Raw genomic sequence first — 14,745 nt, forward strand, 5'->3', positions numbered from 1 at the left:
GTGACGCCCGGCGCCTGCCGCCGGGTTGTTTTTTCCTTCCTGCCCGGCAGGAAGGAAAGCGGCGCTTAGCGCTGCGCTTCGCCGCCGAGCCCTTCCACCAGGCTTTGGATCAGGGCAGCCAGCTCGCCGGTCATTAAGATAAAGTCGGCGTCAAAGCGCTGGGCGAAATCTTCCCGATCGATATCTTCGTTTTGGTCGCGCAGTTCATCGCAGAACTTGAGGCGCTTAATTGACGCGTCGTCGCAGATCACAAACTGAATACGCTGCTGCCAGTCCAGCGCCAGCTTGGTGACGACCTTCCCGGCCTCAATGTGTACAGCGATTTCGTCGCTAACCAGATCCTGCTTCTTGGCGCGGATCACGCCGCCATCTTCCAGCATCGCTTTCAGCTCGGCTTCGTCCAGCAGCTGGAAGCCCTGCGCCACGGTGCCGGAGCGGACCCACTCGGTCAGCGTTAGCTCAATCGGATTCTCCAGGGTCAGCGGCACCACCGGCAGCGAGCCGAGGGTTTTACGCAGCAGGGCCAGAGTATCTTCCGCTTTCTTCGCGCTGGCGCAGTCGACCATGATCAGGCCGTTGACGGTGTCGATCCACATCATTGTCTGGCTGAAGCGGCTGAAGGCGCGCGGCAGTAGCGAGTGCAGCACTTCATCTTTCAGGGAATCTTTCTCGGTCTTCTTCAGCTTGCGGCCCTGATCGGCTTCCAGCTTCTGGATCTTTGCCTCCAGCGCCTGCTTAATCACCGGCGACGGCAGGATCTTCTCTTCTTTACGCGCGCAGATAATGATCTGGCCGTTTGCCGTATGCGTCAGCGCGTCGCTGTGCGATCCCATCGGCGACACCCAACCGGTTTTCGCCATATCCTGGCTGCCACAAGGGGTAAATGTCAGCTCGGCCAGCTGTTTTTCCATCTCCTCGGCGCGCAATTCGATATCGCGGCTGAGACGGTAAACCATTAAATTTTTGAACCACAGCATGATAATTTCCACGGCTTTGTCGTTAAATCAGGCGGGCATGATAGCGAATTGTCGCTATGCTTGCATTGTTAATCGGGGTGAGGAGCTGAGCGTGCGTATTGGTATTGATTTAGGTGGAACAAAAACCGAAGTGATAGCCCTGAGCGACCAGGGAGAGCAGCTGTTTCGCCACCGGTTACCCACGCCGCGGGAGGACTACCGGCAAACCATCGAGACCATCGCCACTCTGGTGGCGATGGCCGAGCAGGCGACCGGACAGCAGGGTACCGTGGGGATGGGCATTCCTGGCTCAATTTCGCCTTATACCGGGGTGGTGAAAAACGCCAACTCGACCTGGCTCAACGGCCAGCCCTTTGATAAGGACCTCAGCCTGCGCCTTGAGCGGGAAGTCCGGCTGGCTAACGATGCCAACTGTCTGGCGGTGTCGGAAGCGGTGGACGGCGCGGCGGCGGGGGCGCAAACGGTATTCGCGGTGATTATCGGCACCGGCTGCGGCGCCGGGGTGGCGCTCAACGGGCGGGCGCATATCGGCGGCAATGGTAACGCTGGCGAATGGGGACATAACCCATTGCCGTGGATGAACGACGATGAGCTGCGCTACCGTGCGGAAGTCCCTTGCTACTGCGGCAAACAGGGGTGTATCGAAACCTTTATCTCCGGCACCGGTTTCGCCACCGACTATCAGCGGCTGAGCGGCAAAGGGTTAACCGGCAGCGAGATTATGCGCCTGGTGGGAGAAGGTGACGAAAAGGCTGAACTGGCGCTGAGCCGCTATGAACAGCGGCTGGCGAAATCGCTGGCCCACGTGGTGAATATCCTCGACCCGGACGTTATCGTGCTGGGCGGCGGGATGAGCAACGTCGAACGGCTGTATCAGACGGTGCCGGACCTGGTGAAGCAGTGGGTCTTCGGCGGCGAGTGTGAAACGCCGATCCGCAAAGCGATGCACGGCGACTCCAGCGGGGTACGCGGCGCGGCCTGGCTGTGGCCGCTCCAGGGGACCTGAACCACTTCCCCGCACCCGGATCCTCTCCCTCGGGAGAGGGTTAGGGTGAGGGGACATCGCCATAATTCAGACCTCACTCCACCGCAAACGCTTTGTCCAGCCGGCTATAGCCCAGGCCGTTAATCTTCTTCACTTTGATCTGCACCGGAATGCGGTCTTTCATCGCCTCCACGTGGCTGATCACCCCGATAATCTTACCGCTGGCGTTAAGGGCATCCAGGGCGTCCAGCGCCGTGTCCAGCGTTTCGCTGTCGAGGGTGCCGAAGCCTTCATCAAGAAACAGGGAGTCAATCCGCGTCTTATGGCTCACCAGGTCTGACAGCGCCAGGGCCAGCGCCAGGCTGACGAGGAAACTTTCGCCGCCGGAGAGGGTGCGGGTGTCGCGCACGGCGTCGGCCTGCCAGGTATCGACAACCTCCAGCTCCAGCGCCTCGCTGGCCTTGCGCTGTAGCAGATAGCGGCCATGCAGGCGGTTGAGCTGCTGGTTTGCCAGCCAGACCAGATTATCCAGCGTCAGCCCCTGGGCGAATTTGCGGAACCGGTCGCCGGTGCTGGAGCCGATCAGCGAATTGAGATAGCCCCAGTCGTCCGCCAGCTGCGCCGCCTCTGCAATCTGCTGCCCCAGCGCCTGCTGCTGTTGACGGCTCTCTGCGTCCTGCCTGAGCTGCTGGCGGATCTCACCCTGGCGGGTAGTGTTATCCCGCAGCCGCTGGGCCAGGGCGTGCAGCTGGGTTTGCAGGGTGGGGACGTCAGCGTCCACCCCTTGCGGACGCAGCGCCAGGTGCGCCTCATGTTGCCGGGTCGCCTGCTCGCAGAGCGCGGCCGCCTGCTGAAGCTGCTGCTCCAGCGTCTGTTTTAACTGCGTCAGCCGCTGGGCGGTCTCGTCATCCAGCAGCGCGGCGAGGAACGCCTCCCGATCGCTAAAGCGGCTGGCGGCCAGGGCGGAGGTGAATTGCGCCTGCGACTGGTCCAGACGCGCCTTTTCCTGGGTTTCCTGCTGCTGCTGGGCGACAAGCTGGCTGTGCAGCGACAGGCATTCCTCGTGGATTTCGCGCCAGTTGTCCGGGATGGCCGACTCAGCTTCAACCTCTGTCTCGTCGCTGGTCGGCAGCGTCTCCAGCAGTGGCCGCAGAGCAGCGATTTGCTGCTGAATGGCATCATGTTGGGTCTGTTGCGCCTGCCACTGGGCAAATTCGCTTTCGCGAGCGTGCAGCCAGGCGGCTTCTGTCCCTTCTGCCGGCAGGCTCAGGGCCAGGGCCTGCAGGGCGCTCTCCAGTCCCTGGCGCGTGGCCGCCAGCTGCTGCTCGGCCTGGCGCTCCAGCGCCTGCTGATCGTTAAGCTGACTCTGCAACATCAGGCGCTGGCTGAGCTGATAGAGCTGCTGCTCGTAGCGCTCCTGCTCCTGCATCCAGTCGTTTATCTCTTGCGCAATATCCCGCGCGATGTGCAGAGAGGCGCAGGTCTCCTGCCACGCTTTAGTAAGCGCTTGCTCTTCCTCTGCGAGCCGCCCGGCCGCTTCGGTGTCACGCTGAAGCTGTTGCGTCAGGGCCTTGACCTGCCCGAGGATCAGTAGGCCTTCTTCTTTCAGCGCGGCGACCTCCTTTTCCAGCGCATCGCGGCGGCGCTGATTATCCGTGAGCGTCAACGAGGCGTATTGTTCAATCGCCGGGTGTTCACAGGCGCCGCACAGCGGACAGGGCTTACCCGCCTCGAGCCGGTCGCGGTAGCTTTCCAGGTCTTTAATCGTTTCTTCACGCTGGCAGAGCGCCTTCAGGTCGAGATAGTGCTGGTTTTTGTCTTTATATTGTTCCCGGCGCAGCGTCAGGGTAGCGTTAAGTTTTACCTGCTCCGCCTGCGCCTGCTGGACGCTGTCGGCGTTCTGGCGCAGACGCTTGCGCAGCAGCTGATGCTGCTCATGCAGGGAGATCAGGCGCTGACGCAGCGGCCGCGATTGGGTTTGCTGTTCTATCGCTGCGGCAACGTCATCCGCGCTCAGGGTGAGAGGGCTGGCTGGCAGCGTGGCCAGCTTCTGGCGTAGCGTGGCCAGGCGGGTGCTCTGAGCCGTTAGCTGTTGTTTATCCCGCGTCAGTTGCGAGAATTGCGCTCGCCAGCCGGCGATCTCCTGACCCCATAAGCGGAAACGCTCATGGGCGGCCAGCCACTGCGCCAGATCGGCCAGTTCAGCCTGACGCTGCTGCTGAGCGCGCAAGGCGCCCTGGCGGATGCGCGCGCGCAGCGCCGTGCTGGCAAGTAAGCGAGCATTTACTTCACTGATCCGCTGCCGGGTTTGCGCCAGGCCTGCCGTCTGCTCCTGCTGGCGCTCCCACAGGGGACGCAGTTGGGCGGCGGGCTGGGCCAGCTCAAGCTTCGCCAGCGCCGGGGCGGCGTCCGCCAGCGCCTGGCGGGCCTGCTGCTGCCGGGTGGCGGCCTGCTGCTGTTGCTGCGCCAGCTCGTCGCGGCGGGTCAGCCACTGGAGCTGCTGCTGCTGGCTCTGCTGCTGGGCCAGCAGGGCTTTTTCTTCGTCAGTAAGTACCTGCAAACTTTCCTGCAGCGCCTGCTGCTGGGCCTCCGTCAACAGGACGATGCCCGCCGCCTGGGCTTCGAACTTCTCCAGCGCATGGCGAGCGGCTTTGTGCTGTTCGTAGACCATGGCTGAAATCTGGCCGTAGATTTCCGTGCCGGTCAGCTCCTCCAGCAGCTCCGCGCGATCGCTCGGCTTCGCGTTCAGGAAGGCGGCAAATTGCCCCTGGGAAAGCAGCATCGAGCGGGTGAAGCGGCCATAGTCGAGGCCGGTAAGCGTCGCGGTTTGCTCCAGCTTGTCCGAGACTTTATCGGCGAGGATTTTGCCGTCAGCGCAGCGCGCCAGCTCGACGCGGGGCGCCTGCAGATTGCCATCCGGCTGGTTACGGGCCCGGTTCTGGCTCCAGAAAGCGCGGTAGGCGATGCCTTTTACTTCAAATTCGACTTCCGCCAGACACTCGGCGGTATCGCGGGTCATCAGGTCGTTTTGCGACTGGGAGACCTTGTTCAGGCGCGGCGTCTCATGATAGAGCGCCAGGCAAATGGCATCGAGCAGCGTGGTTTTCCCGGCCCCGGTGGCGCCGGTAATGGCGAACAGGCCATTGCTGGCGAACGGCTCGGCGGGAAAGTCTATCTTCCATTCCCCTTTCAGGGAGTTGAGGTTTTTCAGACGCAGACTGAGGATTTTCATGCGTTTTCGTTCTCCGCGGTGAGCGTATGCACCGTATGGGCGAACAGCTCATGCAGCCGGGCGCGCTTCATATCGTCAATTTCGGTCAGCGCCAGCCGGCGCTCGAATACCTCCTCCACCTTCAGTTCACTGAGCGTCTCCCGCTGGGCGTTGAGCAGTATTTTCTCGCGCTGCTCGCGGCTGCGGCGCACCAGCAGCACTTCCACCGGCAGATCCTCCGTCAGCGCCTGAATATGCCGCTGAATATCGTGCAGATAGTCCTCGGTGGTGATTTCGATATCCAGCCACACCGGCGGGTCCTGCTCGACGCCGCGCCACTGCTCCAGCTGGGCGGTGATGGCGGCCAGATCGCCTTTGATTACCGCCAGAGGCTGGGTCACGGGCACCTCCAGGGTTTCCACGGCGCTAAGTCGCCCCTCGCTAAAGCTCACCAGATGCACCGATTTCGCTTTGCCGGTTTCATCGAAGCTCAGCGGCAGCGGCGAGCCGCTGTAGCGGATATGCTCGCAGCCGCCGACCATCTGCGCCCGGTGAATATGGCCCAGCGCAATGTAGTCGGCAGGGGGGAAGTGTTGCGCCGGAAAGGCATCCAGTGTGCCGATGTAAATGTCGCGGACGGCATCGCTTTTGCTGGCGCCGACGGTGGTCAGATGGCCGCTGGCAATGATGGGCAGCGGCCGATCGCCGCGCAGCGCGCAGGCCTGCTGATACTGCTCCTGATAATAGTCGCTGATGGCGTGCAGCAGCAGCTGCTGTTTTTCCCGACCGGAGTGACCGGCCTGGCTGGTCACCAGCTCGCGCGGGCGTAAAAACGGCACCGGACAGAAGATGGCGCCCGGCGTGCCGTCGCGCAGCGGCAGCTCAATCGGCGCGTAGCCGGCGTTCGCCACCACGGTGGTGTGTAAAAAGGCGAGGATATCGCGGGATTCATTGAGCATCGCCACCGAGTCGTGGTTGCCCGCCAGCACCACCAGGCGACAGCCGGTCTGCTGCAACTGGACGACGAAACGGTTATACAGTTCGCGGGCGTAGCTCGGCGGCGAGCCGGTATCAAAAATATCGCCAGCCACGATAATGGCGTCGACTTCATGCTCCTGCGCGCGGTCCAGTAGCCAGGTAAGAAAAGCGTCGTGTTCGGCCGCGCGGCTTTTGCTGTAAAAATTCTGGCCCAGGTGCCAGTCGGAGGTGTGAAGGAGGCGCATAAATCTTCCCTAGCGAAAAAAGCATGGGCGGCAGTATACCACTTGTTAGTGAGGGGTAAGTCCGCGTCGTGCTTCAAAATACCCGATCATCAGACGGTCATTTTTTTCATAAATCTGTCACAAAAGTGACGCATAATGACGCCGCACTTCTATACTGATGGCTAAAAAAAACAGGGTAAATAATGGCGAGAAGAATTCTGGTCGTTGAAGATGAAGCTCCAATCCGCGAAATGGTCTGCTTTGTTCTGGAGCAAAATGGCTTTCAGCCTGTCGAAGCGGAAGATTATGACAGCGCGGTGAATCAACTCAATGAACCCTGGCCTGATTTGATTCTCCTGGACTGGATGCTGCCGGGCGGTTCGGGGCTGCAGTTTATTAAACTGCTCAAGCGCGAGGCGATGACGCGGGATATTCCGGTAGTGATGCTGACCGCGCGTGGAGAAGAAGAGGATCGCGTTCGCGGCCTGGAGACCGGCGCGGATGACTACATCACCAAGCCTTTCTCTCCGAAAGAGCTGGTGGCGCGAATCAAAGCGGTGATGCGCCGTATTTCACCGATGGCGGTGGAAGAGGTGATCGAAATGCAGGGGCTGAGCCTCGACCCTTCATCGCACCGGGTAATGACCGGCGACAGTCCACTGGATATGGGACCGACGGAATTTAAATTATTGCACTTCTTTATGACCCATCCGGAGCGGGTGTACAGCCGTGAACAGCTGCTGAACCACGTCTGGGGGACCAACGTTTATGTGGAAGACCGCACGGTGGACGTCCATATTCGCCGCCTGCGCAAAGCGCTGGAACACAGTGGCCATGATCGTATGGTGCAAACGGTTCGCGGCACGGGGTATCGTTTCTCCGCCCGTTTCTGAATTTTGACAGGAGTGTGACCCGTGCTGGAACGGCTGTCATGGAAAAGGCTGGCGCTGGAGCTCTTTTTAGCGTGTATTCCGGCCCTGATTCTGGGGGCGTTTGTGGGTCATCTGCCGTGGTTTTTACTGGCGGCAGTGACCGGTTTGCTGATCTGGCATTTCTGGAATTTGATGCGCCTGTCGTGGTGGCTGTGGGTGGACCGGAGCATGACTCCTCCGCCTGGCCGCGGCAGTTGGGAGCCGCTGCTGTATGGTCTGCACCAGATGCAGATGCGTAATAAAAAGCGTCGGCGCGAGCTGGGAAGCCTGATTAAACGCTTTCGCAGCGGGGCGGAATCGCTGCCGGATGCGGTCGTCCTGACCACGGAAGAGGGGGCTATTTTCTGGTGTAATGGCCTGGCGCAGCAGATTCTAAACCTGCGCTGGCCGGACGACAGTGGCCAAAACATTCTTAACCTTCTGCGCTATCCTGAGTTCGCCAACTATCTGAAACAGCGCGATTTTTCAAAGCCGCTCAATCTGGTGCTGAATAACGCCCGTCATCTGGAAATTCGCGTGATGCCCTACAGCGACAAGCAGTGGCTGATGGTGGCGCGCGACGTGACGCAGATGCATCAGCTGGAAGGGGCGCGGCGGAACTTTTTCGCCAACGTCAGCCATGAGTTGCGCACCCCACTGACGGTGCTGCAGGGCTATCTGGAGATGATGCAGGAGCAGGTGCTGGAGGGGGCGACCCGAGAAAAAGCCCTGCACACCATGCGGGAGCAAACTCAGCGTATGGAAGGTCTGGTGAAGCAGCTGCTGACGCTGTCGCGTATTGAAGCCGCGCCGGCGCTGGCGATGAATGATCGCATCGACGTGCCGATGATGCTGCGGGTGGTGGAGCGCGAGGCGCAAACTCTCAGCCAGGAGAAACAGACGCTGATCTTCACCGTCGATGAGCAGCTCAAGGTGCTGGGTAATGAGGAGCAGCTGCGCAGCGCCATCTCCAACCTGGTCTATAACGCGGTGAACCACACCCCGCCGGGGACCGAAATTCGCGTCAGCTGGCAGCGAACCCCGCAGGGAGCGCTGTTCAGCGTCGAGGATAACGGGCCAGGCATTGCGCCGGAGCATATTCCCCGTCTGACCGAGCGTTTTTATCGGGTGGATAAAGCCCGTTCCCGGCAAACGGGGGGCAGTGGCCTGGGACTGGCGATCGTCAAACACGCGGTTAACCATCATGACAGCCGGCTGGAAATCGACAGCACGGTGGGCAAGGGAACCCGCTTTAGCTTCCTGCTCCCGGAACGATTAATTGCCAAAAATGACGCCTGATCGACGCGCTGTCAGTTTATCTTGCCAATGACCAGCTTCAGCTGGTCATTTTCATTGGCAGTCGTTTTTTCTCGCCTATTTAATGAGCGTGCGCTGCTTTTTTGTTCGCATGATAAGCCACGGGTTTTCTATCAATATGGTAAATGATTCTGGTGTGAAAGACATAACCAGCATAATCATCTGCTTTTGCGATCGTGCCTTGCTTTAAAACGTTATAAGCGTTTAAATTGCGCCTGCGCAGTCGATGACAGACTGCTTTTGCGTGGTAATACCAAAAACAATTCTTTCCCACGCCGCTTCGGGAGCATATCTCGCTGAGTTTACCGGCAATGGCCGCTGTATCGTCCCTGAGAGGGGAGCGCGGTATTTTTCCATTTTTTTACAACACCACATCCACAGGCAGTAATGAATTTATGACCCATCAGTTAAAATCTCGCGACATCATAGCGTTGGGCTTTATGACCTTCGCGTTGTTCGTTGGCGCAGGCAACATTATTTTCCCTCCGATGGTTGGCTTACAGGCGGGCGAGCACGTCTGGACGGCGGCGATCGGCTTCCTGATCACTGCGGTGGGTCTGCCGGTGCTGACGGTGGTGGCGCTGGCGAAAGTCGGCGGCGGCGTTGAAAGCCTGAGCACCCCGATTGGTAAAGTGGCCGGTATCCTGCTGGCGGTGGTGTGCTATCTCGCGGTAGGACCGCTGTTCGCGACGCCGCGTACCGCGACCGTCTCCTTTGAGGTCGGTATTGCGCCGCTGACCGGCGACGGCCCGCTGCCGCTGCTGATCTACAGCGTTATTTACTTCGCGCTGGTGATTCTGGTCTCCCTCTATCCGGGCAAACTGCTGGACACCGTGGGCAATTTCCTTGCGCCGCTGAAAATTATCGCCCTGATTGTGCTGGCGGTCGCCGCCATCATCTGGCCAGCGGGCCCGATCAGCGACGCGCTGGAAGCGTATCGTACGGCGCCATTCTCCAATGGCTTCGTCAACGGCTACCTGACCATGGATACCCTCGGCGCGATGGTGTTCGGCATCGTGATTGTTAATGCCGCTCGCTCACGCGGCGTCAGCGAAGCGCGTCTGTTGACCCGCTATACCGTCTGGGCTGGCCTGATGGCGGGCGTCGGCCTGACCCTGCTGTATCTGGCGCTGTTCCGTCTGGGCTCTGACAGCGCTACTCTCGTGGATCAGTCCGCCAACGGCGCGGCGATCCTCCATGCCTACGTGCAGCACACCTTCGGCGGGGCGGGCAGTTTCCTGCTGGCGGCGCTGATCTTCATCGCTTGCCTGGTGACGGCGGTGGGTCTGACCTGCGCCTGCGCTGAGTTCTTTGCCCAGTATCTGCCGTTCTCCTATCGCACGCTGGTCTTTGTTCTCGGCCTGTTCTCCATGGCGGTCTCCAATTTGGGCCTTAGCCATCTGATCCAGGTATCGATTCCGGTGCTGACCGCTATCTATCCGCCGTGTATCGCACTGGTTGTATTAAGCTTTACCCGCAGTTGGTGGCATAATTCGTCCCGCGTTATCGCGCCGGCCATGTTTATCAGCCTGATGTTTGGTATCATTGACGGGATTAAGTCATCGGCATTTGCCGCGATTCTGCCGGACTGGACCGCGCGTCTGCCGCTGGCGGAGCAGGGCCTGGCCTGGCTGATGCCCACCGCCGTGATGACCATTCTCGCGGTGATCTGGGATCGCGCAGCCGGACGTCAGGTGACTTCCAGCGCGCATTAACCGGCGGTGAGGACAAGCGTTTAACCACGGGACTTCGGGTTCCGTGGTTTTTTATTTTTTGTGTTAAACGGCATTGAAAAACCACGATGGAAAGTAGTAACAAGCTTAAGCGCGGGCTAAGCACCCGGCACATTCGCTTTATGGCCCTGGGTTCCGCCATCGGCACCGGGCTTTTTTACGGCTCGGCCGACGCCATTAAAATGGCCGGACCCAGCGTACTGTTGGCCTACATTATCGGCGGCGTCGCGGCATATATCATTATGCGGGCGCTCGGTGAGATGTCGGTGCATAACCCTGCCGCCAGCTCATTCTCCCGCTATGCCCAGGAAAACCTCGGCGGACTGGCGGGCTATATCACCGGCTGGACCTACTGCTTTGAAATCCTGATCGTCGCCATCGCCGACGTTACCGCCTTCGGCATCTACATGGGCGTCTGGTTCCCGACGGTGCCGCACTGGATCTGGGTGCTCAGCGTGGTGCTGATCATCTGCGCCGTCAACCTGATGAGCGTCAAGGTGTTTGGCGAGCTGGAGTTCTGGTTCTCGTTCTTCAAAGTGGCCACCATTATCATCATGATCCTCGCCGGGTTCGGCATCATTATCTGGGGGATCGGCAACGGCGGCCAGCCGACGGGGATTCATAACCTGTGGAGCAACGGCGGCTTCTTCAGCAACGGCTGGCTGGGAATGGTGATGTCGCTGCAGATGGTGATGTTCGCTTACGGCGGCATCGAAATCATCGGCATTACCGCCGGTGAGGCGAAGGACCCGGAGAAATCCATTCCGCGCGCCATCAACTCGGTGCCGATGCGCATTCTGGTGTTCTACGTCGGCACGCTGTTCGTCATTATGTCCATCTACCCGTGGAATCAGGTGGGAACCGACGGCAGCCCCTTCGTCCTGACCTTCCAGCATCTGGGCATTACCTTCGCGGCCAGTATTCTTAACTTCGTGGTCCTGACGGCTTCGCTGTCGGCGATTAACTCCGACGTGTTCGGCGTGGGCCGTATGCTGCACGGCATGGCTGAGCAGGGCAGCGCGCCGAAGGTGTTCGCTAAAACGTCGCGTCGCGGTATTCCGTGGGTGACGGTGATGGTGATGACCATTGCGCTGCTGTTTGCGGTATACCTAAATTACATCATGCCGGAGAACGTTTTCCTGGTGATCGCCTCCCTGGCCACCTTCGCCACGGTGTGGGTGTGGATTATGATCCTGCTGTCACAGATAGCCTTCCGCCGCCGTCTGTCGCCCGAAGAGGTTAAGGCGCTGAAATTCAAAGTCCCTGGCGGGGTGGTGACCACGGTGATCGGCCTGCTGTTCCTGGCCTTTATTATCGCCCTTATCGGCTATCATCCGGACACCCGCATCTCGCTGTACGTCGGTATGGCGTGGATTGCGCTGTTGCTGCTCGGCTGGGTCTTTAAGACCCGCCGTGAGCGCCGCCTGGCGCAGGCTCAGTAATCGACATCGCCCCGGTCAGCATCGCGCGACCGGGGCGGCTTGCGGTCCCGCGTCCTCCCCCGTTATCCTCCCCCAAAAAGTTCTGAGATGATGAGTTCTGCGCCCGGCGGCTATGGCAAGGTGTGCCCATTCTGCACAATGAGGATTCACGATGTTGAAGGCATGGCACCTTCCGGTTGCACCCTTTATCAAGGTGCAACAGGACCGACTGTTTATTACTCTGTGGTTAAGCGGTGAGTCGCTGCCGCAGCGGATCACGCTGCGCGCGGAAGAGGATAACGAAGAGCTGTCGCTGCCGATGCAGCGGCTCCGCCAGGCGCCACAGCCAGGCGTGGTGGCATGGCGCGGCGAAATCTCTCTCGCCAGCGGCCAGCCGCGCCGCCGCTACAGCTTTAAGCTGCTGTGGGCCGACCATCAGCGCTGGTTTACGCCACAAGGCTTCACCCGATTCCCGCCGGCCCGACTGGAGCAGTTCGCCATTGACCTGCCGGACGCCGGCCCGCAGTGGGTGGCCGATCAGGTGTTCTATCAAATTTTCCCCGATCGCTTTGCCCGCAGCGCCGCGCGTGACGCCGACCAGGATGCGGTCTATTACCATCACGCGGCGGGACGGGAGATTGTGCGCAAGGCGTGGGACGACCCGCTTACCGGCGAGGCGGGCGGGTCGACGTTCTACGGCGGGGATCTCGACGGCATCAGCGAAAAACTTCCCTACCTGAAGCAGCTCGGCGTAACCGCTCTGTATCTGAACCCGGTTTTCGCCGCCCCCAGCGTGCATAAATACGATACCGAGGATTATCGGCGCGTCGATCCGCAGTTTGGCGGCGACGCGGCGCTGCTCCGGCTGCGCCACAACACCCAGCGGGCGGGAATGCGCATGATCCTCGACGGCGTGTTCAACCATACCGGCGATTCCCATCCCTGGTTCGACCGTCACCAGCAGGGCAGCGGCGGCGCCGGCCACGATCCGGACTCCCCGTGGCGCGACTGGTTTACCTTCTCAGAGGAGGGGCAGGCGCACAACTGGCTGGGCTATGCCAGTCTGCCGAAGCTCGACTATCGGTCGACCAGCCTGGTCAACGAGATCTATGCCGGTGAAGACAGCATCGTACGCCACTGGCTGAAGGCGCCATGGAGCATGGACGGCTGGCGTCTTGACGTGGTGCATATGCTGGGCGAAGGCGGCGGGGCGCGGAATAACCTGCAGCATATCGCCGGCATTACCCAGGCAGCGAAGCAAGCGCAGCCGGAAGCTTTTGTCTTTGGCGAACATTTTGGCGACGCGCGCCAGTGGCTGCAGGCGGATGCCGAAGACGCGGCGATGAACTATCGCGGCTTCACCTTCCCGATCTGGGGATTCCTCGCCAATACCGATATCTCTTACGATCCGCAGAAAATAGACGCCCAGACCTGTATGGCGTGGATGGATAATTATCGCGCCGGGCTGTCGCATCAGCAGCAGCTGCGGATGTTCAACCAGCTCGACAGCCATGATACGGCGCGTTTTAAATCTCTTCTTGGCAAAGACGTAGCGCGCCTGCCGCTGGCGGTGGTGTGGCTGTTCAGCTGGCCGGGGGTACCGTGCATCTACTATGGCGACGAGGTGGGCGTGGATGGCAATAACGATCCGTTCTGCCGCAAACCGTTCCCGTGGGATCCGGCGCTGCAGGATACCCAGCTGCTGGCGCTGTATCAGCGGATGGCGAAACTGCGTAAGGCCCACCAGGCGCTGCGCTACGGCGGCTGTCAGGTGATTTACGCCGAGGATAACGTGGTGGTGTTTGTCCGCGTCTACAAACAGCAGCGGGTGCTGGTGGCGATTAACCGCGGGGAAGCCTGCGAGGTGGTTATCGAAGATTCCCCGCTGCTGAACGTGGCCGGGTGGACGCTGCAGGAGGGCGCCGGCGCCTTCCAGGACGGGGTGCTGACCCTCCCGGCCATCTCCGCCAACGTCTGGTCCGGCCGTTAATGGTAGAGCTGGCTCAGCAGGTCGCCGCGGAGGAGCGCCTCCCGCCACCAGCGCTGAGCCAGCCCATCATTCCCGCTGCGCCAGGCCATATAGGTAATATCCTTTTCCCGCCAGCAGGCGACGCTTTTCTCCACCAGACTGCCTTTTACCAGCCACGGGCGAGCGATATGGCGCGGCAGAAAGCCGCAGCCCAGCCCGGCGCACAATAGTTCGACTTTACTGGCGAAATCATCGACGCCGATTTGCGGCTGCTCGTCGAGGAGATTGCTGTTGAGCGGATGGCAATAGCGGGCGCTGTCGCGGATCACGATGGCCCGATGCTGGCTGAGCTGTTTATTGGCCAGTGGCTCCTTCGCCTGAGCCAGCGGGTGATGGGGGGCGACGACGAAGATGTTATCCAACGCGCCGAGGGTTTGCCATGACCACTCCGCGGAGGTGGGCGGCTCATTGATGGCGCCGAGGATAATATCCGCCCCATGATGGGTCAGCTCTTCCCACGAACCGGCGAGGGTGTGATGGCTGAAGTTCAGTCGCGTCTGTGGGTTTTGCGCGTAAAACTCGGCGATCAGCGGCAGCAGAGCCGAAAAGGGAAATGAGGCGTCAAGGGCGATGGCTAGCTCTCGCTCCCAGCCCGCGCTCAGCTGCTGGGCCTGCTTTTCCAGATCTCTGGCGGCACTTAAAAGCTGTCGCCCCTTCTCCAGCATCAGCCGGCCGGTATCGGTAAATTTTGCCCGATGGCCGGAACGATCCAACAGCACGATGTTCAGATCGCTCTCCAGCTTCTGGATCATATAGCTCAGAGCGGCGGGGGTTTTATACAGCGACTCCGCGGCGGTGGCGAAGGAGCCGTGGCGGTCAAGGGCATCAAGGATCATCAAAACATCAAAGTTTACGCGCATATGAAGCTATCCATTAATTTGTTTTCTCTGTTGTACCTAAGCGCAATAATCAAAGCCAGTGAATAAATCAGAACAGTTTGGCGTAAAAATTTGATTAAA

General features: G+C 60.3%; 10 protein-coding genes. 6 read left to right on the plus strand and 4 right to left on the minus strand.

Annotated elements, in window-relative coordinates; genetic code table 11:
* Positions 1–65 precede the first annotated feature (65 nt).
* Positions 66–977: a recombination-associated protein RdgC gene (gene rdgC, locus HMPREF3140_RS21970; protein ID WP_002890285.1), complete on the minus strand. Its 912-nt coding sequence runs from the start codon at positions 975–977 to the stop codon at positions 66–68.
* Between the two features lie 91 nt (positions 978–1,068).
* On the opposite strand from rdgC, the gene mak reads away from it, so the two are divergent.
* Positions 1,069–1,983, plus strand: a complete 915-nt coding sequence (mak, locus tag HMPREF3140_RS21975; protein WP_002890286.1) for a fructokinase — start codon at positions 1,069–1,071, stop codon at positions 1,981–1,983.
* A gap of 73 nt (positions 1,984–2,056) precedes the next feature.
* Here mak and sbcC read toward each other — a convergent pair whose 3' ends face one another.
* Complete coding sequence (sbcC, locus tag HMPREF3140_RS21980; RefSeq protein WP_070553107.1) at positions 2,057–5,194, minus strand: exonuclease subunit SbcC; 3,138 nt, start codon at positions 5,192–5,194, stop codon at positions 2,057–2,059.
* Positions 5,191–6,396 (minus strand): exonuclease subunit SbcD, encoded by a 1,206-nt coding sequence (sbcD, locus tag HMPREF3140_RS21985; protein ID WP_004183155.1) that lies wholly within the window; start codon positions 6,394–6,396, stop codon positions 5,191–5,193. The genes sbcC and sbcD overlap by 4 nt, the downstream gene beginning before the upstream one ends.
* 182 nt (positions 6,397–6,578) lie before the next feature.
* Here sbcD and phoB point away from each other — a divergent pair, with 182 nt between their 5' ends.
* The 5 genes from phoB to malZ all read left to right on the plus strand — a co-directional run bounded on the left by phoB (position 6,579) and on the right by malZ (position 13,747).
* Complete coding sequence (phoB, locus tag HMPREF3140_RS21990) at positions 6,579–7,268, plus strand: phosphate response regulator transcription factor PhoB (RefSeq protein WP_002890343.1); 690 nt, start codon at positions 6,579–6,581, stop codon at positions 7,266–7,268.
* 21 nt (positions 7,269–7,289) lie between these two features.
* Positions 7,290–8,585, plus strand: coding sequence for a phosphate regulon sensor histidine kinase PhoR (gene phoR / locus HMPREF3140_RS21995; protein ID WP_002890344.1), 1,296 nt, complete (start codon positions 7,290–7,292; stop codon positions 8,583–8,585).
* Between the two features lie 413 nt (positions 8,586–8,998).
* Complete coding sequence (gene brnQ / locus HMPREF3140_RS22000; protein ID WP_004144627.1) at positions 8,999–10,318, plus strand: branched-chain amino acid transporter carrier protein BrnQ; 1,320 nt, start codon at positions 8,999–9,001, stop codon at positions 10,316–10,318.
* An 86-nt stretch (positions 10,319–10,404) separates the two neighbouring features.
* Positions 10,405–11,778, plus strand: coding sequence for a proline-specific permease ProY (gene proY, locus HMPREF3140_RS22005; RefSeq protein ID WP_002890348.1), 1,374 nt, complete (start codon positions 10,405–10,407; stop codon positions 11,776–11,778).
* A 151-nt stretch (positions 11,779–11,929) separates the two neighbouring features.
* A complete protein-coding gene (gene malZ / locus HMPREF3140_RS22010) occupies positions 11,930–13,747 on the plus strand; it encodes a maltodextrin glucosidase (RefSeq protein WP_004147293.1) in 1,818 nt (605 codons plus the stop codon).
* Here the strand turns inward: malZ and HMPREF3140_RS22015 are convergent.
* Positions 13,744–14,646 (minus strand): LysR substrate-binding domain-containing protein, encoded by a 903-nt coding sequence (locus HMPREF3140_RS22015; RefSeq protein ID WP_002890353.1) that lies wholly within the window; start codon positions 14,644–14,646, stop codon positions 13,744–13,746. The genes malZ and HMPREF3140_RS22015 overlap by 4 nt on opposite strands.
* Positions 14,647–14,745 lie beyond the last annotated feature (99 nt).

The organism is Klebsiella sp. HMSC16A12, from assembly GCF_001808265.1.
Taxonomy (GTDB): domain Bacteria; phylum Pseudomonadota; class Gammaproteobacteria; order Enterobacterales; family Enterobacteriaceae; genus Klebsiella; species Klebsiella pneumoniae.